We start from the raw sequence: 24,533 nt of genomic DNA on the forward strand, positions 1-24,533 counted from the left end.
GATCTGCGCGCACACGTGTCCGCATACCCGCACGGGTGCGTACGCGTGCGCGCGGGACCTCCACGACCACGTACCAGGAGCAGCCATGTACGCCCCGGGTCATCCACCGACGCCGCCGCGCCGGGTCCCCAGCCGGGCCTGGATCGTCTCGATGCGTGTGCTGTTCGTCGTGCTCGCGGTGGGCTCGATCGGTCTGCTGCTGTGGACGCCGTTGCTGCGGCTGGCGATCGTGCGCCGCCGCGTGTCCGACTGGTGGCTGACCGGGGCCGGCTTCGTGCTGGTCTGCGTGCTCCTGCCGATCATCGGCAGGGACGACAGCAACCCCGATCCCAACGGCGTCGACTTCTTCTTCATACCGCTGCTGCTCGTGGCGCTCATCGCCGCCTGCGCGTACTACCTGTACGGGGACATCCGCCACTACGAGCAGCTCACGAAGCAGCAGTTCGGCGGCGGATATCCGCCCCCGGTGCCGGGGTACGGGTACACGACCACCGCGCCCGTGCACCAGCCGCTGTCCCCTCGGCCTCAGCAGTACGCGCAACCGCAGCCGCCTCAGTACCGGCCCCAGCCCCAGCCTCACCCGCAGCACGCGCCCGCGCCCACCCCGCCCCACCGCATCGACCAGGTCCGTGCCGAGCTCGACGAACTGAGCGACCTCCTCCGTCATGAGGAGGACCGATGAGCGGACGCGTCATCGCCGGACGATACGAGCTGGCGACCATCCTCGGCCAGGGCGGCATGGGCCAGGTCTGGACGGCGTACGACCAGCGCCTCGACCGCCGGGTCGCGGTGAAACTGCTCCGGCCGGACCGGGTCGCGGGTCCCACCGGCAGCGAAGCGGTCGACGAACTGCGGCGCCGGTTCGTCCGCGAGTGCCGGGTCACCGCCCAGGTCGACCACCCGGGCCTGGTCACCGTCCATGACGCGGGCAGCGACGGCGACGACCTGTTCCTGGTCATGCAGTACGTCGAGGGCTCCGACCTCGCCGACCATCTTGCCGAGCACGACCCGTACCCCTGGCAGTGGTCGGTCGCCGTCGCCGCCCAGCTCTGCGCCGCGCTCTCGGCCGTGCACGCCGTGCCGATCGTCCACCGCGACCTCAAGCCCCGCAATCTGATGGTGCGTCCGGACGGCACGGTCACCGTTCTCGACCTGGGCGTCGCCTCCGTCCTGGACAGCGACACCACCCGCCTCACCCACACCGGTACGCCGATCGGTTCGCCCGCCTACATGGCGCCCGAGCAGGCGATGGGAGGCGCCGTCGGCCCGTACACCGATCTGTACGCACTCGGCGTGCTCCTTCACGAACTGCTCAGTGGAGATGTACCGTTCGCCGGCTCCACCGCCCTCGGGGTGCTGCACCGCCACCTCTACGAGCCGCCGCTCCCGGTCCGTCAGATCCGGCCCGAGATCCCGGAACCCCTCGAATCGCTCGTGCTGCGGCTCCTCGCCAAGGACCCGCAGCACCGGCCGGCGAGCGCCCAGGAGGTGTACGAACACCTCACCCCGCTCCTGCCGCCGAGTGGCACAGGGCTGCCGACCGGCCCGCTCGACCCGACCCGCCCGTTCCTGCGGCCGCACGCACCGTGGCCCGACCGGGTCACCACCCCGCCCGCCGCGCAGCCCGCACCGGTGGCCGCGAAACCCGATGTCGCAGCCGCGGTCGACGAGGTCAAGCAGCTCCTCGGGCAGGGCCGGATCACCCAGGCCGTGGACATCCTCGGCGGCATTCTCCCGGCCGCCGCCGAGCAGCACGGCGAGGGTTCGCCGGTGGTCCGCATCCTGCGCAAGCAGTACGCGGCGACCCTGATGGACGACGGGCAGTTCCGCCGCGCCCTGCCCGAACTGCGCCGCCTCGCCGACGACCGTGCGGTGGAGGCCGGACCGGCCGACACACAGACGCTGCAGTACCGCTACGACGCCGCGCACTGCTTGGAACAGTTGGGCGAACCGGCTGCCGCGCTCGCGGAGTACCGGTCGGTCCTGCCGTACTACGAGAACCAGTACGCGACGGGCAACAACCCGGCACGGTCCTTCGAGATCCGTCAGCGCATCGGGTATCTGCTGCTCGCGGTCGGCGATCACGCGGCGGCGCGCGGACAGCTTCAGGCACTGCTCCACGACACCGAGCGGATGTACGGACCGCACCATCCGCTGCCGGTGGAGCTGCGCCGCCAGCTCGACCGGCAGCTGCAGGTCCGCGGCGGCTGAGCGGCCCTGTCCGGTCTGCTCAGCCCGGTCCGGCCGGCACGAGCCGGGGGCGCCGTCGCAGCAGCACAGCACGCGCCGCCCCCGTCCACGCCATGACGAGCAGCGCGCCCGCCCCGACCGCCGATCCCGCCCGCAGCCCGGGCGGCCGGAACGTGCACCGTACGGCGGAACCCCGGGCGGGGACCGGCACCGAGACGAGCCCCAGATACGCGTCCGCGGGCCGCCCCTCGCAGCTCCAGCCCGCGATCCGGGGCGCGGCGATCACGACCGTTCCGGTGCTGCCGGGCGGCAGCTGGGCCCGTATGCCGTCGGCGGTGACATGGACGGCGGTCGCACCGGTGCGCTTCAGTCCTGCGACCGCCGACGCCAGCCGGGTTCGGTCCAGGCAGCCGATCGCCTCGTGCGGCACGGTCCCTTCGCGTACCGAGGTCAGCGTGACCACCACCGGCGCGCTCCCGCCGGCCGACCCCAGATGCTCCATCGGGGCTCGGCGGGCCGGGAGCTGCCCCTTGAGCTCGACCTCCGGGCCCCTGCCGAGGCGCGCCGAGCCGAACAGGCCGGGTGTCCACAGATAGGCCTCCGAGGCGGCCGGGCAGTGGGCGGTCAGCGTGTACGTGCCGCGCCCCACCCGGTAGTCGTACGGACCCCGGTCTGCCACCGCACCACCATCCGCTGCGCGCAGCACCGTCTTCGGCACCGTGTACACCATCGAGCCCAGCAGCGCCTCCTGGTTGCGGTACGGCGACCGGCCGTACGGCACGGGCCCGCCCGGCGGCCGTACCGTCACCAGCGGCGGCGCCACCTCAGCGCTCACCGTCACCGGCCGGTCGTCCGGGGCGTTCCCCACCTGATACGGATCGCGTGGCCCGCGCACCCGCGCACCGACCGAGAAGATCGCGTCCGTGACGGGGTTGTCCAGGCTCTGCACAGCCCGGCCGTTCGACGTCCACCCGCCGCCCAGCGCACCCAGGGTGCGGGTCAGCACCGCCGGCGTATGGCTGCTGTAGTACGCGGCGCCCTGGCCGCCCACCAGCAGCGGATCGTTCGCGGTGGTCTGCTCACGGCCGGGGTCGGTGCGATAGCGCGGCCAGCCGTCGGTGCCCGCGACCGCCGCCGCCTGTATTCGCTGCCGCTCGCCCCACGGCGCGTAATGGTCGAGCCGGTTCAGCTTCTGCCGGTCGGCGAACGCGGTGGTCGCTGCGGCCTGCCCCGCCTGCGCGCCGATCAGCAGCACAGCGGCGAGCACGGCGAACCTGCGGCCACGGGCGACCAGCACCAGCGCGCCCACCGCCGTCAGCAGACCGGCTGCGAACAGCGGATATGTCCACCGCGTGACCAGGCCGCTGAAGCCGGCCCCGGCCGCGATCAGCACCAGCACCGCGCCCCCGCCGAGCAGCGCCCGCCACCCCGGCCCCTCGTACGAGACCGAGATCCAGGCGGTGATCACCACCAGTCCGGCCAGCACGAACGTCTGCCGGTACGGACTGCCGTTGGGTGTGGCGAAGGCATGCCAGAGCAGATGCGTCGGCCCCCACTGCAACGACAGCGCGACCCCCGCCACCAGCCCCGCCCACGCCCACCGCTCGCGCCGCGGCACGGACCGCTGGAAAGCCAGCGCACAGGCCAGGAGCAGGGTGCCCGTACCGATGAAGAGAGCCGGGGTGAAGAAGCTGTACGTGGAGGGCAGCAGCCGGGCGAGCACATCGGTCCAGGAAGCGGGCGCGAAGGCGCGGTCCCAGCCCGGGTAGGCGTGCTTCGTGCCCAGACAGACGGGAATCAGGACGGGCGCCGCGAGACCGATCCCCACCCCGACCGTGCGGACCGCCCGCACCAGTCCCCGGCCCACCGCCCGCCGGTCCTCCCGCTCCGTGAAGAACCGCACCGCGAGGACCAGAGCGGCCCCGAGCGTCGCCATGTAGGCCGTGTAGAAGTTGGCCGCCCACACCACCGCGACGAGCAACGGTGCGGCGATCCGGTGCCGCCCCGTCCGCGCCCACTCACCCGCCAGGCAGAGCAGCGGGAGGGCGATCAGACCGTCGAGCCACATCGGGTTGTACGACGCCTCGATGACCGACCAGCCGCACAACGAGTACGCGGATCCGAGCACCCCGGCCACCCACCAGCGCCCGCTCCGCAGCGCGGGCAGCAGACAGGCCATCGCCGCCGCGGCCGACGCCATCTTCAGGACCGTCACCACGTACACCGCGAGGTCGATGCGGTCCCGCGGAAAGACCCCGACGAGCAGCGCGAACGGGCTGGTCAGATAGGTGCCGAGGTCGGGCAGGAAGCTGGTCCCGTATCCGGACGACCAATTCAGGAACAGCCCGCCGTCGGCCTTTCCGTGCAGCAGGTCCCAGAGCCGGGTGTGGAACGGAACGAACTGATTTCCGAGGTCATTGACACTCCTGGTGTGCGGCCCGAACGGAAAACTGCGGGCCGCCGCATCGCCCGCGCACACGGTGAAGGCGGTGATCAGTGCGGCGAGCCCGGCCGCGGCCGGGCGGGGGCGGAAGGTCGGCATACGGAGGAATATGGCAGCCGCGGGCGAGTGAACCGTGTCGAAGTGTTTCCTCCATAGTTCAATTCACGTAATGGTTGCTCACTATCCATGTGACGCCTATATATCTGACGGAACGACAGGGTGAGATACTCCCGTGCTGATCTCGCTGGTGGTGCCTTGTTTCAACGAGGAGGAGATCCTCGGACGCTTCCATGCGCGTGTCACGGAGCAGATGACACGGCTGGGGCATGATTTCCAGCTGGTCTACGTCGACGACGGCAGTACGGACCGCACGCTTCCGGTTCTGGAGGAGCTGGCCGCCGCCGACCCGCGGATCCGCTACCTCTCCTTCAGCCGGAACTTCGGCAAGGAGGCCGCCATGCTCGCCGGCCTCCAGCACGCCGACGGCGACGCGGTCGTCATCATGGACGCCGACCTCCAGCACCCGCCGGAGCTCATCGGCCGCATGCTGGACGAGCACGCCCACGGCTACGACCAGGTCGTCGCCCGCCGCACCCGCAAGGGCGACCGTCTCACCCGTACCCTCGGCGCCCGCGCCTACTACTGGCTGATCAATCGCCTGGTGGACGTGGAACTGATCGACGGCGTAGGCGACTTCAGGCTGCTGTCCCGGCGTACCGTCGACGCCGTCCTCGAACTCACCGAGTGCAACAGGTTCTCCAAGGGACTGTTCGCCTGGGTCGGATTCCCGACGACGACCTTCGGTTACGAAAATGCCGTCCGCGAGCAGGGCAGCTCCACCTGGACCTTCGGGAAGCTCCTCAACTACGGACTCGACGGGCTGCTCTCGTTCAACAACAAGCCACTGCGCGCCGCGTTATACCTGGGCATGGTGCTGATGTCCGTCGCCCTCGCCTATGCCGCCTGGATCGTGGGATTCGCCCTGGTGAAAGGCGTGGACACGCCCGGCTATGTCACGCTCATCGTCGTGGTCACGGCTCTTGCCGGGGTGCAGATGGTGATAGTGGGTGTGGTCGGTGAGTACGTCGGCCGCATCTACTACGAAGTGAAGCGGCGCCCGCACTTCCTGGTGAAGGCCGACAATGCCGCCGTACCGAATCAGCAGGCCCGGGAGTTCGTACGCCGATGACGGTCCGGGCGCAGATGATCCGCTTCGCACTCGTCGGCGTCGTGAATACCGGTACGTACTACGGCTGCTATCTGGCCCTGCTGACCAGGCTGCCGTATCTGGCCGCGCATGTGATCGCCTTCGCGTCGAGCATGATCGGCTCGTTCCTGCTGAACTCGTACTTCACCTACCGGACCCGTCCCACCTGGCGGAAGTTCCTGCTCTTCCCGCTGACCAACGCCGCCAATTTCACCGTCACGACCGGGGGTGTCTGGCTGCTGGTCGACCTCGCCGGATTCAGCAGCCGTTATGCACCGCTGGTCGCGGCGGTGGCGGCCATCCCGATCACGTTCGTGGTGTCCCGCGCGATCATGCTGCGGCCGGAACCGGCCGTGGAGGGGCGGTGAACAGGCCCACATCCCCAACTCCTCCCGAATCGTTGGTCGAATCAGTGGCCGGGATCACGCCCACTGCCTAACATCGATCATCGCAAGGTCTTGTGCGCCCGCCCGTCGCCCGGCCATCACCTCTCAACGGGGCGCGGCGCGCCGCACCTGCTGTCTCAATCTCCCCGGGAGGCTCCTTTGCACCGCCGCCGTCGCACCGCGCTCGTCGTCTCCGCCGCCATGCTCGTCGCGGCGCCGCTTCTCTCCGCCTGCGGCAACCAGGCCCACCCTGGTGCCGCAGCCGTGGTCGGCGGAGACCGCATCGAGGTGTCCACCGTGCAGGCCCAGGTGGCGGACGTACGCACCGCGCAGAACGAGTCCGACCAGTCCGCCCAGCTCATCAACAAGTCCGGGCAGCTCAGCCGGGCCAAGCTGCATGGGATGATCTTCGACCGGATCCTCGACAAGGCCGCCACGGACGCGGGAGTCACGGTCAGCCGCAAGGAGGTCCAGGAGATGCGGCAGTCGGCGGTCTCCCAGTCCGGGGGAGAGGCACAGCTGCGGGCGATGATGCTGCAGCAGAGCTGGGTCGCCCCGAACCAGATCGATGCCGTCCTGCGCGAGCAGGTCCAGCTGTCGAAGCTCGCCCGGTCGTTCGGTGCCGACCTGCAGCAGCCCGAAGGGCAGAAGGCCGTCGGCGATGCGCTCAGCGCGGCGTCGAAGTCGCTGCACATCGACGTCAACCCGCGCTTCGGCACCTGGGACAACAAGCAGACCCAGCTCGCCGAATACAAGGCCCCGTGGATCACCCAGGTCACCAAGCCGGCCCAGCAGGACGCCCCGGCCGGCACCTGAGGGCTGTCGCGTCATCCCTGGCGGATCAGCGCGCGGCGTCAGATGCAGTGCCTCGCAAGGCGGAGGGTCGCCCCGATACCGGGCGTATCGGGGAGACCCTCCGCCTGGTGATCGCAGGCACCGGACGCCGCCCGGCCGGCCCTACGGGCGGACGACGCTCCTTTCGAAACACGCCCTAGTAGGTTGGTGGGGTGAACGCTGAAGACCCCGGTCGTATCGTCCTGCTCACCGCCAGCCACCGGGTCGCGCCCGGACTGCTGTCCTGGCCCGCCTGGCAGACGCTGCACGCCGCCGACCGGGTGCTCTGCGCCGAGTCCGACCACCCCCAGCTGCCGTACCTGCGCGAGGCGGGCGTCACCGTCGAGCACACCGCGCCCACCGCGCAGGAACTCGTCGACGCCTGCGCGGGCGGCCGGACCGTCGTGGTCGTGACCGGTGGTGAGGGCAACCAGCCGCTGACGGACGGGCTGGCCCGGCTGGCCGGGTCGGGCCGGGTGCAGATGCCGGACCTGGAACTGCTGCCCGGTTCGTACGATCTGCCCGGCGCCCGCCTTCTCGACCTCGTCCAGGTCATGGACCGGATCAGGGCCGAGTGCCCGTGGACCTCGCAGAAGACTCATGAGGGGCTTGCCAAGTACGCCATCGAGGAGGCGTACGAACTTGTCGAGGCGATCGAGGACGGCGACCGCGACGAACTGCGCGAGGAGCTCGGGGACGTCCTTCTCCAGGTCGTCTTCCACGCCCGGATCGCGGAGGAGGACACGGACGAGCCGTTCTCCGTCGACGATGTCGCCGCGACCCTCGTCGAGAAGCTGATCCACCGCCATCCGCATGTCTTCGGTGACGAGACCGCCGAGACCCCGGAGGACGTCCACGCGCACTGGCTGCGTACCAAGGCCATCGAGAAGCAGCGCGACTCGGTCACGGACGGCGTCCCGCTCGGGCAGCCCGGACTGGCGCTGGCCGCGAAGCTGGCGAGCCGGGTCCGTGCCGCCGGACTCGATGTGCCGCTCCCGACGGGCGACACCATCGGTTACGAGCTCCTCGCCCTGGCCGTACGCGCGGAACAGGACGGCACGGACCCCGAGGCCGCCCTGCGCGCTGCGGGCCGCGCCTACCGGGACGCGATCCTCGCCGCGGAAGCCAACGGATAACGTCAGGGGGTGAACGACAGCCCCGCCGACGCCCCCGAACTCTTCACCTGGGAGTTCGCCACCGACCCGTACCCGGCCTACGCCTGGCTGCGCGAGCACAGCCCCGTGCACCGCACCGCGCTGCCCAGCGGGGTCGAGGCATGGCTCGTGACGCGGTACGAGGACGCCCGGCAGGCCCTCGCCGACGCCCGGCTCTCCAAGAACCCCGCGCACCACGACGAACCGGCGCACGCCAAGGGGAAGACCGGCATCCCGGGTGAGCGCAAGGCGGAGCTGATGACGCATCTGCTGAACATCGACCCGCCGGACCACACCAGGCTGCGCCGGCTGGTCTCGAAGGCGTTCACGCCGCGCCGGGTCGCCGAGTTCGCCCCGCGGGTGCAGGAGCTGACGGACCACCTCATCGACAACTTCATCGAGGAGGGATCCGCGGACCTCATCCACGACTTCGCCTTCCCGCTCCCCATCTATGCGATCTGCGACCTGCTCGGCGTCCCGCGCGAGGACCAGGACGACTTCAGGGACTGGGCGGGGATGATGATCCGCCACGGTGGCGGTCCGCGCGGCGGGGTCGCCCGGTCGGTGAAGAAGATGCGAGGCTATCTGGCGGAGCTCATCCACCGGAAGCGGGAGAACCCGGGGGAGGACCTGATCTCGGGCCTGATCCGGGCGAGTGACCACGGCGAGCACCTCACCGAGAACGAGGCCGCCGCCATGGCCTTCATCCTCCTCTTCGCGGGATTCGAGACGACGGTCAACCTCATCGGCAACGGGGTGTACGCCCTGCTGCGCAATCCGGAGCAGCGGGAGCGGCTGCAGCGCTCGCTCGACGCGGGGGAGACCGGGCTGCTGGAGACCGGTATCGAGGAACTGCTGCGGTACGACGGTCCGGTGGAGCTGGCCACCTGGCGGTTCGCCACCGAGCCGCTGACCCTCGGCGGGCAGCGGATCGCGGCGGGCGACCCCGTACTGGTGGTGCTCGCCGCCGCCGACCGGGACCCGGAGCGGTTTGCGAACCCGGACACCCTCGACCTCGCGCGGCGTGACAATCAGCACCTCGGATACGGGCACGGCATCCATTACTGCCTGGGAGCACCGCTTGCCCGACTGGAGGGACAGGCGGCCCTGGCCACGCTGTTGAGGCGCCTCCCGGACCTGCGGCTTGCGGTGGAACCTACCGATTTGCGGTGGCGTGGCGGACTCATCATGCGTGGACTGCGCACGCTTCCGGTGGAGTTCGCTCCCGGTCGGCGTTCCGGTCGTGGTGACACCCCGTCAACTCTGTGACTTTCACGTGATCTGCGCTGCATCGACTTGTGACAAGCGTTCGAGTGCCGCTACGTTCACCGTTCGACTCACCAGTCACTTGTCAGTCACACGGAAGGCAATCCCATGGGCTCCGCGAACGGCAGGCACCGTCGCCCTCGCCAGGCACCCGCGATCGTCGTCGCCGCAGGCGTGACCGGTTCGGCCATCGCCATACCCCTGCTCGGCGCGGCCGGTGCGCACGCCGCCGACGCCACTACCTGGGACCGGGTCGCGGAGTGCGAGAGCGGCGGCATGTGGAGCGCCGACCTCGGCAACGGCTTCTATGGCGGTCTTCAGTTCTCGCAGGACACCTGGAAGTCGTACGGCGGTGAGGCGTACGCCCCGCGCGCCGACCTCGCCAGCCGCTCGCAGCAGATAGCAGTCGCCGAGAAGGTCCTGGAGGACCAGGGGCCGAAGGCGTGGCCCAGCTGTGTGGCCATCTCCGGGCTCACGGAGGACGGGGTGTTGCCGGGGGTCGACCCGGGAACCGTGCCGTCGGCCGAATCGGCGGAGAGCGGGAAGGCGTCCAAGGCGCCGTCGGCCAAGGGGTCGGCCAAGGGGTCGGCCAAGGGGTCCGCCGCGTCTTCGGGCAAGGCGTCGCACAAGCCGTCGGCAGAGCCGTCATCCATGCCATCGTCCAAGAAGTCTGATTCATCCGACTTGCCCCAGAGGTCCGGCTCGTCCGGCAGCGAGGCGGGCGGTAAGCATCGCGGCGCACCGGCCCCCGAGGTGAGCCAGGACACCGGCAGGGGCGGCGGCCGGGACTCGGGCCGGCATGCTTCCCGCGGTAACAACGAGAGGCGCGACACGCGCGCGACGGCGGTCGACCGCGATTACACCGTCCGGCCGGGCGACAACCTCTGGGCGATTGCTGACGCACAGAAGGTTCCCGGTGGATGGCCCGCTCTCTATGAGGCGAACAAGGGTGCGGTCGGCGGCGACCCGGACCTCATCCTGCCTGGCCAGAGCCTCGATCTCGACGTGAAGGCGAAGTGAGGGCAGTCCGATAAGCAGCTAAAAGCACCCCAAAAATCGGGGTAGTTCAGAGGCCTATGTCCGCTTATGCGTAAGTGAGACATGGGTCTCTTTGCGTCAACTGGCGTGTCGCGTCCGCCGGGTCTGTCTGCATCGCCCCTCACCTGCGAAAACGCTGTGCAGTCGGATGCAGGTAAGGGCTGATTGTCCGTTATGCCCATCTTTGAATGTCGAGGTTGCATACGTTTACGGTCGGAACCGCTCGCACCGCGGGCCCCGTCGACGGTCACGCCGAATCCTGCCGTCGGTCGATGGGAACAGACGCGTAAAGCGCCGTAGGCAGGAGCGGGGGACCCAGGTAAGCCGCCGGGCCCGATGGCCGAAAGGCCGTCAGGACCGGCTCGGGGTGAAGTCGCGTGCTAGGACACGCGACCGGGCAACTCACTTGGCCCGAACCCGACAGCTCACCTCGTAGGCGTCGGTGAGGAGAAGTTCCATGCTGCTGAACAGCAAGGGCAAGCACCGCCGCCCGTCCAAGGCCGTCCGTGTCGCCACGCTCGCCGGTGTCACCGGTGCCGCCATCGCCGCTCCCCTGATGGGTGCGACTGGTGCCTCCGCCGCCTCCGTCGCCACGTGGGACGCCGTCGCCCAGTGCGAGTCCGGTGGCAACTGGTCCATCAACACCGGCAACGGCTACTACGGCGGCCTGCAGTTCTCGCAGTCCAGCTGGGCCGCCGCCGGCGGTACGCAGTACGCCCCGCGCGCCGACCTCGCCACCAAGGCTCAGCAGATCGCCACCGCCGAGAAGCTCCTCGCCATGCAGGGCCCGGGTGCCTGGGGCTGTGCCCACGCCGGTGGCCTCACCAACGACGGTGTCGACCCGGGTGTCGACACCGGCTCCACCGCGCAGCAGAGCGCCCCGGCGCAGGAGTCGAAGCAGGCCGCGTCGAAGCCGGCCGAGCGCACCGAGGCCCCCGCCGCCTCCCGCGCGGACCGCGGTACCGCCCCCAAGAAGACCGTCACCACGCCGACCGGTGGCAAGGTCGCCAAGGGTGACGGCGAGTACAAGGTGAAGTCCGGCGACTCGCTCAGCAAGATCGCAGCGCAGCACAAGGTGAAGGGCGGCTGGCAGCAGCTCTTCAAGCTGAACAAGGACATCGTCGAGGACGCCGACCTGATCTACCCGGGTCAGCAGCTCCACCTGACGAAGTAGGACGGGCGCCCCGTATCTACGGGTTCCCCGTAGATACGGGCTCTCTCCTCCCCGAGCCCCCCGACCCGGCGCGGATTCCCCCGTACGTGCCGGGTCGGGGTTTTTCGTATTCAGTGTTCAACTTTGTCGTTACCGGACAGTAGAAATCTGGATCTTTGCCCTGCTATGAGTGCCCTTGGGTCCTTTTTCGTCCCAGGGGACGGGCGGTCGGCGGACCGAGGCGCCCAGCCGGTTAGGCTCTTGTCGCAAGGCCAAAGCGACCCTGCACAACCAGCGTCATATCCCAGAAGGAGATGCCTCGTGCCGTCCATCGACGTCGTCGTAGCCCGGGAAATCCTCGACTCCCGCGGAAACCCCACGGTCGAGGTCGAGGTTGGCCTCGACGACGGCAGCACGGGCCGTGCTGCTGTGCCGTCCGGCGCCTCCACCGGTGCGTTCGAGGCCATTGAGCTTCGCGACGGTGACCCCAACCGCTACCAGGGCAAGGGCGTCGAGAAGGCCGTCCTCGCCGTGATCGAGCAGATCGGCCCGGAGCTCGTCGGTTACGACGCCACCGAGCAGCGGCTGATCGACCAGGCCATGTTCGACCTGGACGCCACCGAGAACAAGGGCTCGCTCGGCGCCAACGCCATCCTCGGCGTCTCGCTGGCCGTCGCGCACGCCGCGTCCGAGGCCTCGGACCTGCCGCTGTTCCGCTACCTCGGTGGCCCGAACGCGCACCTGCTGCCCGTCCCGATGATGAACATCCTCAACGGTGGGTCGCACGCCGACTCCAACGTGGACATCCAGGAGTTCATGATCGCGCCGATCGGCGCGGAGTCCTTCTCCGAGGCCCTGCGCTGGGGCGCCGAGGTCTACCACACGCTGAAGAAGGTCCTGAAGACCAAGGGCCTGTCGACCGGTCTCGGCGACGAGGGCGGCTTCGCGCCGAACCTGGAGTCGAACCGCGCCGCCCTGGACCTCATCATCGAGGCCATCAAGGAAGCCGGTTACGCCCCGGGCAAGGACATCGCGCTCGCGCTCGACGTCGCCGCCTCGGAGTTCTACAAGGACGGCAAGTACGAGTTCGAGGGCAAGTCCCGCTCGGCCGCCGAGATGACCGAGTACTACGAGGAACTCGTCGCGGCGTACCCGCTGGTCTCCATCGAGGACCCGCTGTACGAGGACGACTGGGCCGGCTGGAACGTCATCACCCAGAAGCTCGGCGCCAAGGTGCAGATCGTCGGCGACGACCTGTTCGTCACCAACCCGGAGCGTCTGGCCCGCGGCATCGAGGAGGGCTCCGCCAACGCCCTGCTCGTCAAGGTCAACCAGATCGGTTCGCTGACCGAGACCCTGGACGCCGTCGAGCTGGCCCAGCGCAACGGCTTCAAGTGCATGATGTCCCACCGCTCCGGCGAGACCGAGGACGTCACCATCGCCGACCTCGCCGTCGCGGTGAACTGTGGCCAGATCAAGACCGGTGCCCCGGCCCGCTCGGACCGCGTCGCCAAGTACAACCAGCTGCTGCGCATCGAGGAGATCCTCGACGACGCGGCGGTGTACGCGGGCCGCTCCGCGTTCCCGCGGTTTCGCTCTGCGAACTGATCAGCACAGCAAGGGCTGATCGCAGGCCCGGTACCGGGCAAAGGCCACGGCCTCCGTCCGTCCCCGCACTCGGTCCCGTACCGTGTGCGGGGACGGACGTGCGTAGTGGGGAGGCGGAGACATGGCCACGAAGGACCGGGACCGGTTCTCCACCGCGACCCGGCTGCGGCTGCTCGGTGAGCAGACCGCCGCGCGCGTCTACCGGTCCCAGAACCGCCGCCAGGCCCGCCGCTCCCGGCTCACCGGCCGGGCCGCGTTCCTCGCCCTGGTCGTCTGCTCCCTGGTGGTGGCGCTCGCGTACCCGATGCGGCAGTACGTGTCGCAGCGCGACGACATCGCCGACCAGGAGCGGCTGGCGCAGGAGGCCGAGAAGCGCACCGAGGAGCTGCGCGACGAGAAGGCGCGCCTCCAGGACGATGCGTACGTCCGGCGGCTGGCCCGGGAGCACCTGCACTACGTGAGTCCCGGGGAGACCAGCTACACGGTGATCGACCCCGACGCGGCGAAGGAACGCAGCGGAGGGGCGAAGGAGACCGACGGGCCGTGGCACTCCAACCTGTGGGACGGCGTGGACAGCGCCGACCGCAACTGACTTCTCATTCCCTTGTTCACCTCGTCTCCGCAGCACTGTGCGGAGCCGTAGTTCACGCATCCGAGTAGATCCAAGGCAGGCATGGAAACGCCCCCTCCCCAGACCGAGTCCACCACACCCACCGAGGCGGACATCGCCGCGTTCCAGCAGCAGCTCGGTCGCCCGCCGCGCGGGCTGCGCGCGATCGCGCACCGCTGCCCGTGCGGCAACCCGGACGTGGTCGAGACGTCCCCGCGGCTGGAGGACGGTACGCCGTTCCCGACGACGTACTACCTGACGTGCCCGCGCGCGGCTTCCGCGATCGGCACGCTGGAGGCGAACGGCGTCATGAAGGAGATGACGGAGCGTCTGGCCACGGACCCGGAGCTGGCGGCTGCCTACCGTGCCGCGCACGAGGACTACATCGCCCGGCGCGACGCGATCGAGGTGCTGGAGGGCTTTCCCAGCGCGGGCGGCATGCCGGACCGGGTGAAGTGCCTGCACGTGCTGGTGGGGCACTCGCTGGCGGCGGGGCCGGGCGTGAACCCGCTGGGCGACGAGGCGATTGCGATGCTGCCGGAGTGGTGGCGCAAGGGGCCCTGCGTGACGCCGTGCGGCGCGCCGGACGAGGGCTGACCGTTTCCCCGGGGTTCCGCCCCCGGACCCCCGCTCCTCAATCGCCGGAGGGGCTTGATTTCTAGGAGCACCTATGACCCGCGTGGCCGCCATCGACTGCGGTACGAACTCCATCCGTCTGCTCGTCGCCGACGCGGACCCGACCACCGGTGAGCTCGTCGAGCTCGACCGCCGGATGGAGATCGTCCGCCTCGGCCAGGGCGTCGACCGCACCGGCCGGCTCGCCCCCGAGGCCCTGGAGCGGACGTTCGCCGCCTGCCGCCAGTACGCGGAGGTGATCAAGGAGTACGGCGCGGAGAGGATCCGCTTCGTCGCTACCTCCGCCTCCCGCGACGCGGAGAACAGGGACGAGTTCGTCAGCGGCGTGCTGGACATCCTCGGCGTCGAACCCGAGGTGATCAGCGGCGACCAGGAGGCCGAGTTCTCCTTCGACGGCGCCACCAAGGAGCTCGCGGGCAGCGAACACCTGCCGAAGCCCTACCTGGTGGTGGACATCGGCGGCGGTTCCACCGAGTTCGTCGTCGGCGACGACCGGGTCCTGGCCGCGCGGTCGGTGGACATCGGCTGCGTACGGATGACCGAGCGCCATCTCGTACGCGACGGCGTCGTCACCGACCCTCCCACACTGGGTCAGATCACCGCGATCCGCGCAGACATTGACGCCGCCCTCGATCTGGCCGAGGAGACCGTCCCGCTCACCGAAGCCGCCACGCTCGTCGGCCTCGCCGGTACCGTCACCACCGTGGCCGCGATCGCGCTGGGACTGGAGGAGTACGACTCCGAGGCGATCCACCACTCCCGGATCTCCTTCGAGCAGGTCCAGGAGATCACCGGACGGCTCGTCGCCTCGACCCACGCCGAGCGAGCCGCGATCCCCGCGATGCATCCGGGGCGGGTCGACGTGATCACCGCCGGGGCGCTCGTCCTGCTGGGTGTGATGAAGCGGACCGGCGCCCGCGAGATCGTCGTCAGCGAGCACGACATTCTCGACGGGATCGCCTGGTCCGTCGCGTAGGGCGCGGGGGCGCCCGAAAGGCTGTTCGCGGGGGTGCGGCAAGAGGTGCCGAAGAGGCGCTCATGCGCACTCCCGCCTGCACCTTTGAGTCGCCGGGAGCCCCTCCGGGACCTCTTCGGGAGATGCTCGGCGACGAAGTTCGTGAACTTCTTCACAAGGAATTCGTTCCCTTGATGCGCACTTCTGCTCCGAACGGGGCCCCGTGACCGTCCGCGGACCTGCTCGCAGCGCACAGGGGAGGGTTCCGGACGTGTTGCTGCGGTGTCGGCCGAAGGGGTGCTTCGCCCCGCTCGCAGGGCTCAAGGGCCAGCTCACAAGCGGTGAACAACGTTCGCCGCTGCACCGTGGTTCCCCTGCGGTGCCATGACCTCGCTCACGTGGGCGGCGCAGTGTAGCAGAGGGTGGGCGATACCTTGTGAAGGGGCTCACGAGCATGCCCCCCGAGGGGGGTGGATACTCGATGGCATGAGCACCACGGAGCGTCCCAGGATCCTCGTAGTAGGCGGTGGGTACGTAGGCCTGTACGCAGCTCGGCGCATTCTGAAGAAGATGCGCTACGGAGAGGCGACCGTCACGGTCGTCGACCCCCGGTCGTACATGACCTACCAGCCCTTCCTCCCCGAAGCCGCCGCAGGCAGCATCTCGCCCCGGCATGTCGTCGTCCCGCTGCGACGCGTACTGCCGAAGGCCGAGGTTCTCACCGGCCGCGTCACCACCATCGACCAGGACCGCAAGGTCGCCACGGTCGCGCCGCTGGTCGGCGAGGCCTACGAGCTGCCCTTCGACTACCTCGTCATCGCGATGGGCGCCGTCTCCCGTACCTTCCCGATCCCCGGCCTCGCCGAGCAGGGCATCGGCATGAAGGGCATCGAGGAGGCCATCGGCCTGCGCAACCACGTTCTCGAGCAGCTGGACAAGGCCGACTCGACGACCGATGAGGACGTCCGCCGCAAGGCGTTGACGTTCGTCTTCGTTGGCGGCGGCTTCGCCGGCGCGGAGACCATCGGCGAGGTCGAGGACATGGCCCGCGACGCGGCGAAGTACTACACGAACGTGAAGCGCGAGGACATGCGCTTCATCCTCGTCGACGCTGCCGACAAGATCCTTCCCGAGGTCGGCCCGAAGCTGGGCACCTGGGGCCGGGAGCACCTGGAGTCCCGTGGCGTCGAGGTCTTCCTCTCGACCTCCATGGACTCCTGCGTCGACGGTCACGTCGTCCTGAAGAACGGCCTCGAGGTCGACTCCAACACCATCGTGTGGACGGCCGGCGTGAAGCCGAACCCGGCGCTGGCCCGCTTCGGCCTGCCGCTCGGTCCGCGCGGTCACGTGGACACGTCCGAGAAGCTCCAGGTGCAGGGCACCGACTACATCTGGGCCGCGGGCGACAACGCCCAGGTTCCGGACATGGTCGGCCGCAGGGCCGGTAACCCGAACGCCTGGTGCCCGCCGAACGCCCAGCACGCGCTGCGTCAGGCCAAGGTTCTCGGCGACAACGTCATCTCCGGGATGCGCGGCTTCCCGCAGAAGGAATACAGCCACGCCAACAAGGGTGCGGTCGCCGGTCTCGGCCTGCACAAGGGCGTCGCGATGATCGTCATGGGCAAGATGAAGATCAAGCTCAAGGGCCGTCTCGCCTGGTACATGCACCGTGGCTACCACGGCATGGCGATGCCGACCTGGAACCGTAAGATCCGGATCTTCGCCGACTGGACCCTTGCGATGTTCCTCAAGCGCGAGGTCGTCTCGCTCGGCGCCATGGAGACGCCGCGCGAGGAGTTCTACGAGGCCGCCAAGCCGGCCCCGGCTCCGGCCGCCGCCAAGACCGAGGGCGAGAAGGCCAAGGCCTCCTAGTCCGGGTTCCGGTCCGCCGGATCCTCTCCGTACGACGCCCGAAGGGGCCGCCCGCCATCCGTGGTGCGGGCGGCCCCTTCGGCGTGTCCGGAGCCCGGGAGTGACCGCCCGGCACATATGTGTGGCGTGCAGGCGTTGTGCCGTGCCGTTGCGCCACTGCGGGATGGCGTTGGCGCCGGAGAGTGTTGACGGGGTGTACCTCGTCGTGGCACCACAGGTACATGGCGTGGTTCGAGGCATGTTTGGGCATGTTTGGGCATGTTGGGAAACACCATCACGGAGGTGTACGCCATGGCAGACGCCGCGTTGCGGCTGACCGCTCTCGCCGAGGAGTTGCTGGGAGAACCCCTGCCGGTCCGGATCCGGGCCTGGGACGGCAGCGAATCCGGACCGCCCGGCGCCCCCGTTCTCGTCATCCGGAACCGCCGCGCGTTGCGCCGGCTGCTCTGGAAGCCGGGCGAACTGGGCCTGGCCCGCGCCTGGGTGGCCGGCGAGATCGACATCGACGGCGATCTCTACGAGACGCTGGATCTGATGGCCGGACTGCTCTGGGAGCGCGGCGTGGACGCGAAGGACACCGTCCACCCGATCCGGAACCCGCAGCTCCGGGCCGCCGCCCGGAGTCTGCTGCAGCTGGCGGGACCCTGGCCGCCGCCGCCCCCGCCCGCCGAGGAGGTCCGCCGCCGCACCGGCCCCCTCCACACCAAGCGCCGTGACAAGGAGGCCATCAGCCACCACTACGACGTGGGCAATGACTTCTACGAACTGGTCCTCGGCCCGTCCATGGTCTACTCCTGCGCCTACTGGGAGAGCGACGGAAGCCTGGAGGACGCCCAGCGAGACAAGCTCGACCTGGTCTGCCGCAAGCTCGCGCTGAAGGAGGGCGACCGCCTCCTCGACGTCGGCTGCGGCTGGGGCTCCATGGCCATCCACGCGGCCCGCGAGTACGGCGCCCAGGTCACCGGGGTGACCCTCTCCGTCGAACAGGCCGCCTATGCCCGCAAGCGCATCGCCGAGGAAGGTCTGACCGACCGGATCGAGATCCGCGTCCAGGACTACCGGGACGTCAGGGACGGCCCGTACGAAGCCATCTCGTCGATCGGAATGGCCGAGCACGTCGGATCGGTCCGCTACCGCGAGTACGCCGACGACCTCCACGCCCTTCTGAAGCCGGGCGGCCGACTGCTCAACCATCAGATCGCCCGCCGCCCCGAACGGGACGAGTCCGGCTACCACGTGGACGAGTTCATCGACGCGTACGTCTTCCCCGACGGCGAACTCGCCCCGTTGGGCCGGACCGTCGCCACCCTCGAGGAGGCCGGCTTCGAGGCCCGTGACGTCGAGTCGATCCGTGAGCACTACGCACTGACCCTGCGCCGCTGGGTCGCCAATCTGGAGAAGCACTGGGACCGGGCGGTCACGATGACCTCGCCCGGCCGGGCCAGGGTCTGGCGCCTCTACATGGCCGCCTCCGCCCTGTCCTTCGAGCACAACAGGATCGGGGTCAACCAGATCCTCGCGGTGCGTCCGGTGGACGACGGATCCTCCCGGATGCCGCTGCGTGCCCGCGAATGGAAGGCGTCCGCGGCCGGCTGAACACGTACGAGCGCAGAGAGGGCCGGTACCCGCAGCTTCCGCTTGCGGGTACCGGCCCTCCGTATCAGGGGCTCACTGCCGGGGGCTCACTCGTCACTCGGTCTTGATCGCCGTCAGCATGTTCAGCTTCGCGGCGCTGCGGGCCGGCCAGAGCGAGGCCAGCACGCCCACCAGCGCCGCCAGTACCAGGAAGAGCGCGATCCGGTCCCACGGGATCACCAGGGCGTAGTCCGGGATGGAGGAGGCCAGCGTCCGGCCGATCGCCCAGCCGAGGAACGTACCGAGCGCGACCCCGACCACCGCACCGAAGACCGAGATGACCACGGCCTCCAGCCGGATCATGCGCTTGACCCTGCGCCGGTCCAGACCGATCGCCCGCAGCATGCCGATCTCCTGCTGACGCTCGAAGACCGACATCGCCAGGGTGTTGATGACCCCGAGCACCGCGATGATCAGGGCCATCGCCAGCAGCCCGTACATGATGTTCAGCGCCATGCTGATGAAGCCGCCGAACCTGTCCCGGATGTCCTGCCGGTCCATGACGGACATCGCCGGGTTGTCACCCAGGGCGTCGACCACGGCCTGCTCGTTGGCCTTCGACGCGCCACCGTCCGTCTTCAGCCAGATCTCGCGGATGTCCGGGTGGCTCTGATGCGCGGTCAGGACGTCCCTCGGCATCAGGACCGGTGCGAGGAATCCGTTCTCCTCGTAGATCGCACCGACCGTCAGGGTGCCCTTCTTGTCGTCGTCGTACGTTACCGGGAGGGAGGTGCCGGTCTTCCAGCCGTTCGACTTGGCGGTCTTGTCGCCGACGGCGATCTCGCCGTCGCCCAGCGAGTCCAGCGAACCGGAGACCGTCTTCACGGAGAAGACCTTCTGCACATCGCCCGGCGTGACCCCGGCGACCGGGTGGTACGTGCCCTTGACCTTGATGGAGGCGGCCTGCTGGGGCGAGGCCGCGACGACGACGTCGGACTTCTCCAGGGCGGTGAGCGCCGACTCGTCGAGCGAGTCGCCGCTCGCCATCGAGATCATGTAGTCGGCCCTGATGTTGTCCGTCGTCATCCGGTCGACCGCCTGGCCGAGCGTGACGCCCAGCACCGAGATGCCGGTGACCAGGGTGAGACCGATCGCGAGTGCGGAGGCGGTTGCCCCGGTACGCCGCGGGTTACGGACCGCGTTCTGCGCAGCCAGCTTGCCCGAGACCCCGAACAGCTTCAGCAGCATCGGCCGCACCAGGGCGATGACCGGCCGCGACAGCAGCGGGATCAGCACGATGACACCGATCAGTGCCACGAAGGCACCGATCCCGATCATCGTCCGGCCGTCCGAACCGGCCGCCGCACCCGCGACGATCCCGGCCGCGCCGAGCAGGGTGAGCACCCCGCCGATCGAGTTCCGCAGGACCAGCGACTTGGTGGTGGCCACCGCGTGGACGCTGCTCATCGCGGCAACCGGCGCGATCTTCGCGGCGCGGCGGGCCGGCAGCCAGGCGGCCAGCACGGTGATCAGGATGCCGACGCCGAACGCGGCACTGACCGCGACGGGGGAGATCACCAGCGGTCCGGCCGGGATCTTCCCGCCGATCAGGCTCATCGCCGACCGCAGTCCGGTGGCGAGACCGAGACCGAGCAGGAAGCCGATCACGGAGGCGAGCGCGCCGACCACGGCTGCTTCGAGGAGTACGGAGCGCTTGACCTGTCGGCGGGAGGCGCCGACGGCGCGCAGCAGCGCCAGTTCCTTGGTGCGCTGGGCGACCAGCATGGTGAACGTGTTGGCGATCAGGAAGATGCCGACGAACAGGGCGATGGCCGCGAACGCGAGCAGCATCGTGTTGAGGTTGCTCAGGCCGCTCTCGATCTGCTTCGCCTGGTCATCGGCGAGGACCTTGCCGGTCTGGGCATCGACATCCTTGGGCAGCAGGGGCTCCACCGCGTCCAGCAGCTTCCGGTCGGAGGCGCCGGCCGCCGCGGTTACGGTGACGTCCTGGAACCAGCCGGGCTTGAGGTAGAGCTGCTGGGCGACCGGGGTGTCGAAGAGGACCAGGCTGCCGCCCGCGTTCACCGCGCCGTCCTCGGTGGTGAAGACACCGGAGAGGGTGTACTCCTTCACCGGGCCGTTCGTGGCGACCCGTACCCGGTCGCCGACCTTGTACTCGCCCTTCTTCGCCGTCTCCTTGTCGAGCGCGATCCGGTCGTCGCCGGCCGGACCCGTGCCGTCGACGAAGGTGTACGAGGCGTCCTTGCCGTTCGGGCCGGGGGAGAAGTTGGCGCCGGTGTTGGACCAGCCGTTGCCGATCAGCTTGCCGTGCGGGTCGGCGACTCCGGCGAAGCCGGAGACCCGGCCGGTGGCGGTGGCCACCCCGTCCAGGCCCTGGATCTTCTTGAGCGTGGCGGCGTCGATGCCGGAGGCCTTGTTGTCGTGCTGGTCCGCGTGGGTGGTGATGGCGACGGCGATCTGGTCGTAACTCTTCGCCGACTGGTTGCGGAAGGCGTTGCCGAGGGTGTCGGTGAAGACCAGGGTGCCGGAGACGAAGGCCACGCCGAGCATCACGGCGAGAACGGTCATCAGCAGCCTGGCCTTGTGCGCGAGCACATTGCGCAGGGCAGTACGGAACATGTCTGTCAGTCCTGGGATGGGGAGGGGTTCCGGAAGTGGGCGCGGGGGTGGTCCGTGCTCAGCTGGTACGGCCCTTGGCGTCGAACGCCTTCATCCGGTCGAGGACCCCGTCCGCGGTGGGGTGCATCATCTGGTCGACGATCGCCCCGTCCGCCAGGAAGATCACCCGGTCCGCGTAGGAGGCGGCCACCGGGTCGTGGGTCACCATCACCACGGTCTGCCCCAGCTCGCGCACGGAGTTGCGCAGGAAGCCCAGCACCTCGGCGCCGGAGCGGGAATCCAGGTTGCCGGTGGGCTCGTCACCGAAGATGATCTCCGGCTGCGAGGCCAGGGCGCGGGCCACCGCGACACGCTGCTGCTGGCCGCCGGAGAGCTCGGTGGGCCGGTGCTTCAGCCGGTCGGAGAGCCCCACCATCTCGATGACCTTGCGCAGCCACTCGGCGTCGGGCTTGCGGCCCGCGATGTCCATCGGCAGCGTGATGTTCTCCTCCGCGGTCAGCGTGGGCAGCAGATTGAACGCCTGGAAGATGAAACCGATCTTGTCCCGGCGGAGCTGGGTGAGCTGCTTGTCCTTGAGGGAACCGAGCTCCGTCTCGCCGATCCGCACCGAACCGCTGCTGAAGCTGTCGAGACCGGCCACGCAGTGCATGAGGGTGGACTTGCCGGAGCCGGACGGGCCCATGATCGCGGTGAACTCGCCCTGCGGGAAGTCCACGGTGACCCGGTCCAGGGCCTTCACCTGGGTCTCGCCCTGTCCGTAGACCTTGGAAAGATCCGTGGCGCGGGCAGCCACCGCGGTGGCGCGGTGAGCGGTGGAGGTGATGGTCACGGGGACACTCCTGTTCAGGGCTTCGGTTCGGGGGTCCGGAAGCGGACTACTCCATAGTCGCCGCTGATCCGCTGCCGGGCGTCAGCCCCCGTGCCCGTTCCGGAGGGCCACCTGAGTCGCACCGGAGGGGCGATTCGTCCTCCTCCGGTATGACACCGACCCTGAGCCGGTCGTACGCCGAACCGATTCCTCCGCGGCGTGTACATCCGGATCCGAAGATCACACAGAGTGAGGGTCGGGTGGACTGGGCACGGCGCGCCGCTCACCCCTCGCACGACTGTGCCGACGCATGACTGTGTCGCTCGATCGGCTGATTCCGCCCGACGGGGCGGACGGGTCAGGAGGTGCGTCGCAGATGGGGGGCCGGCGCTGTTGTGATCCGGGTGACACGTGCGCGCCCGCGGCCCCATGGGGGCCGGAGATCGCTCCGGGAGCGAGAAGTGCCGGTGAGGCCGTTGCCCGGCGGGTGGCGGCCCATGGCGCGCAGGGCTGCCCCGGGGAGGCGAGTTTCCGTCATTCCCGATTTCCGGTCCGGGTGCCCACCGCCCCGCCCAGGCATGTGACTATGCCTTACATGCTGTGCTGACGGCCCCTCAAACGGTCAATAAAATAAGACAACATCGCGCCACCGTTCCGCTGATCGGGGGATACCCCCGGATAGGGTCAGGTGCCAACGCGGAGCCGCGCGCCAAGCCCGGATGGTGGAATGCAGACACGGCGAGCTTAAACCTCGCTGCCCCTCGGGGGCGTGCCGGTTCGAGTCCGGCTCCGGGCACCACTGCGACGTTCAGTGGCGGTGCCGATCGGCCGGACGTCACTTCAGCGATCAACTTTCATGAAGATCCTCCTTGGGCACTAGGGTGTTCCCTTTGCCTACCCATTACTCTTGTGGCAAGGCCACGCAGGGTGGCCATGAAGGAGTGAGATGAGGAGCAGCAACCCGGTCTTCTCGCGACGGGGGTTCAGCCGCGACAACGGCTACGCGGGCTTCAACGCGGCGCCGCAGGCCGGGGCCGCTACCGCGAGCACCAACCCGTACGCCCAGGGCACCGCCACCAACCCGTACGCCACTAATCCCTACGCCCAGCCGGATGCCCAGTACGGCGCCCCGCAGGCGCCCGCGCGCACCGGCGCGATGACGATCGACGATGTCGTCTCGCGTACCGCGATCACGCTGGGCACCGTGGTGCTCGGCGCGGTCCTCGCCTGGGCCCTGCTGCCGGTCGACGAGGCCAACCTCGGCAAGTCCTACGGCATCGCGATCGGCGCCGCCCTGGTGGCGTTCGTCCTGTCGCTCGTCCAGTCGTTCAAGCGCAAGCCGGTCCCGGCGCTGATCGTCTCCTACGCGGCCTTCGAGGGTGTCTTCCTCGGGGTGATCTCCAGCGCGGTCTCCACGTACATCGGTCCCGGTGTGGTGATGCAGGCCGTGCTGGGCACCATGTGTGTCTTCGCCGGTGTGCTTCTCGCGTACAAGATGCGCTGGATCCGCGTCACCCGCCGCTTCTACGGCTTCGTGATGGCCGCCGCCATGGGCTTCATGCTCCTGATGGTGGTCAACCTGCTGTTCGCCGTCTTCGGCGGGGGCGACGGCCTGGGCTTCCGCAGCGGCGGTCTCGGCATCCTCTTCGGCGTCATCGGGATCATCCTCGGTGCGTGCTTCCTGGCCCTGGACTTCAAGCAGGTCGAGGACGGCATCGCGTTCGGCGCGCCGCGCGAGGAGTCCTGGCTGGCGGCCTTCGGTCTCACCATGACCCTGGTGTGGATCTACCTGGAGATGCTGCGTCTGTTGTCCATCCTCAGCGGTGACGACTGACCGCACAGCCCCGCACGACGGAACGGCCCGCAGGCACACCGCCTGCGGGCCGTTCCGCTTGTCCGGGTTCCGCTTGCCCAGGGCGTGTTCCGAAAGTCCCGCCTGCCGGACGACACTACTTTCGGAACACGCCCTGGAGCAGCTTCCGCGCCGCCCGCCTCAGGTCGTACTCGTGGACGAGCGCCTTCGCGTGTCCGTAGGCGAGGTCGTGTTCGCTCCGCAGCCGGCTGACCTTCTCGTCGAACCGGAGGGCAGGGCCGTCTTCGACGGTGCGGAGCCAGTCGGAGAGGCGTTGCTGGTCCTTCCCGACACCGTGCCTGAGCG

At 69.4% G+C, this 24,533-nt stretch carries 19 protein-coding genes, 1 tRNA gene, 1 pseudogene and 1 riboswitch; of the genes and pseudogenes, 17 read left to right on the forward strand and 4 right to left on the reverse strand.

Annotated elements, in window-relative coordinates; all coding sequences use genetic code 11:
* Window positions 1-85 precede the first annotated feature (85 nt).
* Window positions 86-682 carry a hypothetical protein gene (locus ACNPQM_RS03265; protein ID WP_418082780.1) on the forward strand — a complete coding sequence of 199 codons (597 nt, stop codon included), beginning with the start codon at window positions 86-88 and terminating at the stop codon, window positions 680-682.
* Window positions 679-2,211 (forward strand): protein kinase domain-containing protein, encoded by a 1,533-nt coding sequence (locus ACNPQM_RS03270; RefSeq protein ID WP_418082781.1) that lies wholly within the window; start codon window positions 679-681, stop codon window positions 2,209-2,211. The genes ACNPQM_RS03265 and ACNPQM_RS03270 overlap by 4 nt, the downstream gene beginning before the upstream one ends.
* Before the next feature lie 19 nt (window positions 2,212-2,230).
* Here ACNPQM_RS03270 and ACNPQM_RS03275 read toward each other — a convergent pair whose 3' ends face one another.
* Window positions 2,231-4,732, reverse strand: a complete 2,502-nt coding sequence (locus ACNPQM_RS03275; protein ID WP_418082782.1) for a YfhO family protein — start codon at window positions 4,730-4,732, stop codon at window positions 2,231-2,233.
* A gap of 133 nt (window positions 4,733-4,865) precedes the next feature.
* On the opposite strand from ACNPQM_RS03275, the gene ACNPQM_RS03280 reads away from it, so the two are divergent.
* The 13 genes from ACNPQM_RS03280 (at window position 4,866) to ACNPQM_RS03340 (ending at window position 18,948) form a co-directional block, all read left to right on the forward strand.
* On the forward strand, window positions 4,866-5,822 hold the full coding sequence (locus tag ACNPQM_RS03280; RefSeq protein WP_358857523.1) for a glycosyltransferase family 2 protein: 957 nt from the start codon (window positions 4,866-4,868) through the stop codon (window positions 5,820-5,822).
* Window positions 5,819-6,208 carry a GtrA family protein gene (locus tag ACNPQM_RS03285; RefSeq protein ID WP_418082783.1) on the forward strand — a complete coding sequence of 130 codons (390 nt, stop codon included), beginning with the start codon at window positions 5,819-5,821 and terminating at the stop codon, window positions 6,206-6,208. Before ACNPQM_RS03280 ends, ACNPQM_RS03285 begins: the two co-directional genes overlap by 4 nt.
* Before the next feature lie 177 nt (window positions 6,209-6,385).
* Window positions 6,386-7,042: a SurA N-terminal domain-containing protein gene (locus tag ACNPQM_RS03290; protein ID WP_418082784.1), complete on the forward strand. Its 657-nt coding sequence runs from the start codon at window positions 6,386-6,388 to the stop codon at window positions 7,040-7,042.
* 191 nt (window positions 7,043-7,233) lie between these two features.
* The gene (locus tag ACNPQM_RS03295) at window positions 7,234-8,196 is read left to right on the forward strand and encodes a nucleoside triphosphate pyrophosphohydrolase (RefSeq protein WP_418082785.1); all 963 of its coding nucleotides are present in this window, start codon (window positions 7,234-7,236) and stop codon (window positions 8,194-8,196) included.
* A gap of 9 nt (window positions 8,197-8,205) precedes the next feature.
* Entirely contained in the window at window positions 8,206-9,483 is a 1,278-nt protein-coding gene (locus ACNPQM_RS03300) for a cytochrome P450 family protein (protein WP_418082786.1), read from the forward strand.
* Window positions 9,484-9,588: 105 nt separating this feature from the next.
* Window positions 9,589-10,500, forward strand: coding sequence for a transglycosylase family protein (locus ACNPQM_RS03305; RefSeq protein WP_418082787.1), 912 nt, complete (start codon window positions 9,589-9,591; stop codon window positions 10,498-10,500).
* 300 nt (window positions 10,501-10,800) lie between these two features.
* A riboswitch (cyclic di-AMP (ydaO/yuaA leader) is annotated at window positions 10,801-10,972 on the forward strand.
* 3 nt (window positions 10,973-10,975) lie between these two features.
* Window positions 10,976-11,692, forward strand: coding sequence for a transglycosylase family protein (locus ACNPQM_RS03310; RefSeq protein WP_358859149.1), 717 nt, complete (start codon window positions 10,976-10,978; stop codon window positions 11,690-11,692).
* Window positions 11,693-11,992: 300 nt separating this feature from the next.
* The gene (gene eno / locus ACNPQM_RS03315; protein ID WP_358859150.1) at window positions 11,993-13,279 is read left to right on the forward strand and encodes a phosphopyruvate hydratase; all 1,287 of its coding nucleotides are present in this window, start codon (window positions 11,993-11,995) and stop codon (window positions 13,277-13,279) included.
* Between the two features lie 121 nt (window positions 13,280-13,400).
* On the forward strand, window positions 13,401-13,871 hold the full coding sequence (locus ACNPQM_RS03320) for an FtsB family cell division protein (RefSeq protein ID WP_418082788.1): 471 nt from the start codon (window positions 13,401-13,403) through the stop codon (window positions 13,869-13,871).
* Window positions 13,872-13,952: 81 nt separating this feature from the next.
* Window positions 13,953-14,486, forward strand: a complete 534-nt coding sequence (locus ACNPQM_RS03325; protein WP_358859152.1) for a DUF501 domain-containing protein — start codon at window positions 13,953-13,955, stop codon at window positions 14,484-14,486.
* Between the two features lie 73 nt (window positions 14,487-14,559).
* Window positions 14,560-15,501, forward strand: a complete 942-nt coding sequence (locus tag ACNPQM_RS03330) for an exopolyphosphatase (RefSeq protein ID WP_418082789.1) — start codon at window positions 14,560-14,562, stop codon at window positions 15,499-15,501.
* A 465-nt stretch (window positions 15,502-15,966) separates the two neighbouring features.
* Complete coding sequence (locus tag ACNPQM_RS03335; protein WP_358859154.1) at window positions 15,967-17,352, forward strand: NAD(P)/FAD-dependent oxidoreductase; 1,386 nt, start codon at window positions 15,967-15,969, stop codon at window positions 17,350-17,352.
* Window positions 17,353-17,643: 291 nt separating this feature from the next.
* Window positions 17,644-18,948 (forward strand): class I SAM-dependent methyltransferase, encoded by a 1,305-nt coding sequence (locus tag ACNPQM_RS03340; protein WP_418082790.1) that lies wholly within the window; start codon window positions 17,644-17,646, stop codon window positions 18,946-18,948.
* A 93-nt stretch (window positions 18,949-19,041) separates the two neighbouring features.
* Here the strand turns inward: ACNPQM_RS03340 and ACNPQM_RS03345 are convergent, their stop codons facing one another.
* On the reverse strand, window positions 19,042-21,567 hold the full coding sequence (locus tag ACNPQM_RS03345) for an ABC transporter permease (RefSeq protein WP_418082791.1): 2,526 nt from the start codon (window positions 21,565-21,567) through the stop codon (window positions 19,042-19,044).
* A gap of 58 nt (window positions 21,568-21,625) precedes the next feature.
* Window positions 21,626-22,396, reverse strand: coding sequence for an ABC transporter ATP-binding protein (locus tag ACNPQM_RS03350; RefSeq protein ID WP_358859157.1), 771 nt, complete (start codon window positions 22,394-22,396; stop codon window positions 21,626-21,628).
* Window positions 22,397-23,088: 692 nt separating this feature from the next.
* Here ACNPQM_RS03350 and ACNPQM_RS03355 point away from each other — a divergent pair.
* Together ACNPQM_RS03355 and ACNPQM_RS03360 are read left to right on the forward strand one after the other, a co-directional pair.
* Window positions 23,089-23,174 (forward strand) — tRNA-Leu (locus ACNPQM_RS03355).
* Window positions 23,175-23,321: 147 nt separating this feature from the next.
* Window positions 23,322-24,209 carry a Bax inhibitor-1/YccA family protein gene (locus tag ACNPQM_RS03360; RefSeq protein ID WP_358859158.1) on the forward strand — a complete coding sequence of 296 codons (888 nt, stop codon included), beginning with the start codon at window positions 23,322-23,324 and terminating at the stop codon, window positions 24,207-24,209.
* 115 nt (window positions 24,210-24,324) lie between these two features.
* Here the strand turns inward: ACNPQM_RS03360 and ACNPQM_RS03365 are convergent.
* Window positions 24,325-24,504: pseudogene (locus ACNPQM_RS03365) on the reverse strand (DUF4287 domain-containing protein); the annotation flags it as partial.
* Between the last annotated feature and the right edge of the window lie 29 nt (window positions 24,505-24,533).

The organism is Streptomyces sp. NPDC056231, from assembly GCF_048270745.1.
In the GTDB taxonomy this organism is placed as follows: Bacteria; Actinomycetota; Actinomycetes; order Streptomycetales; family Streptomycetaceae; genus Streptomyces.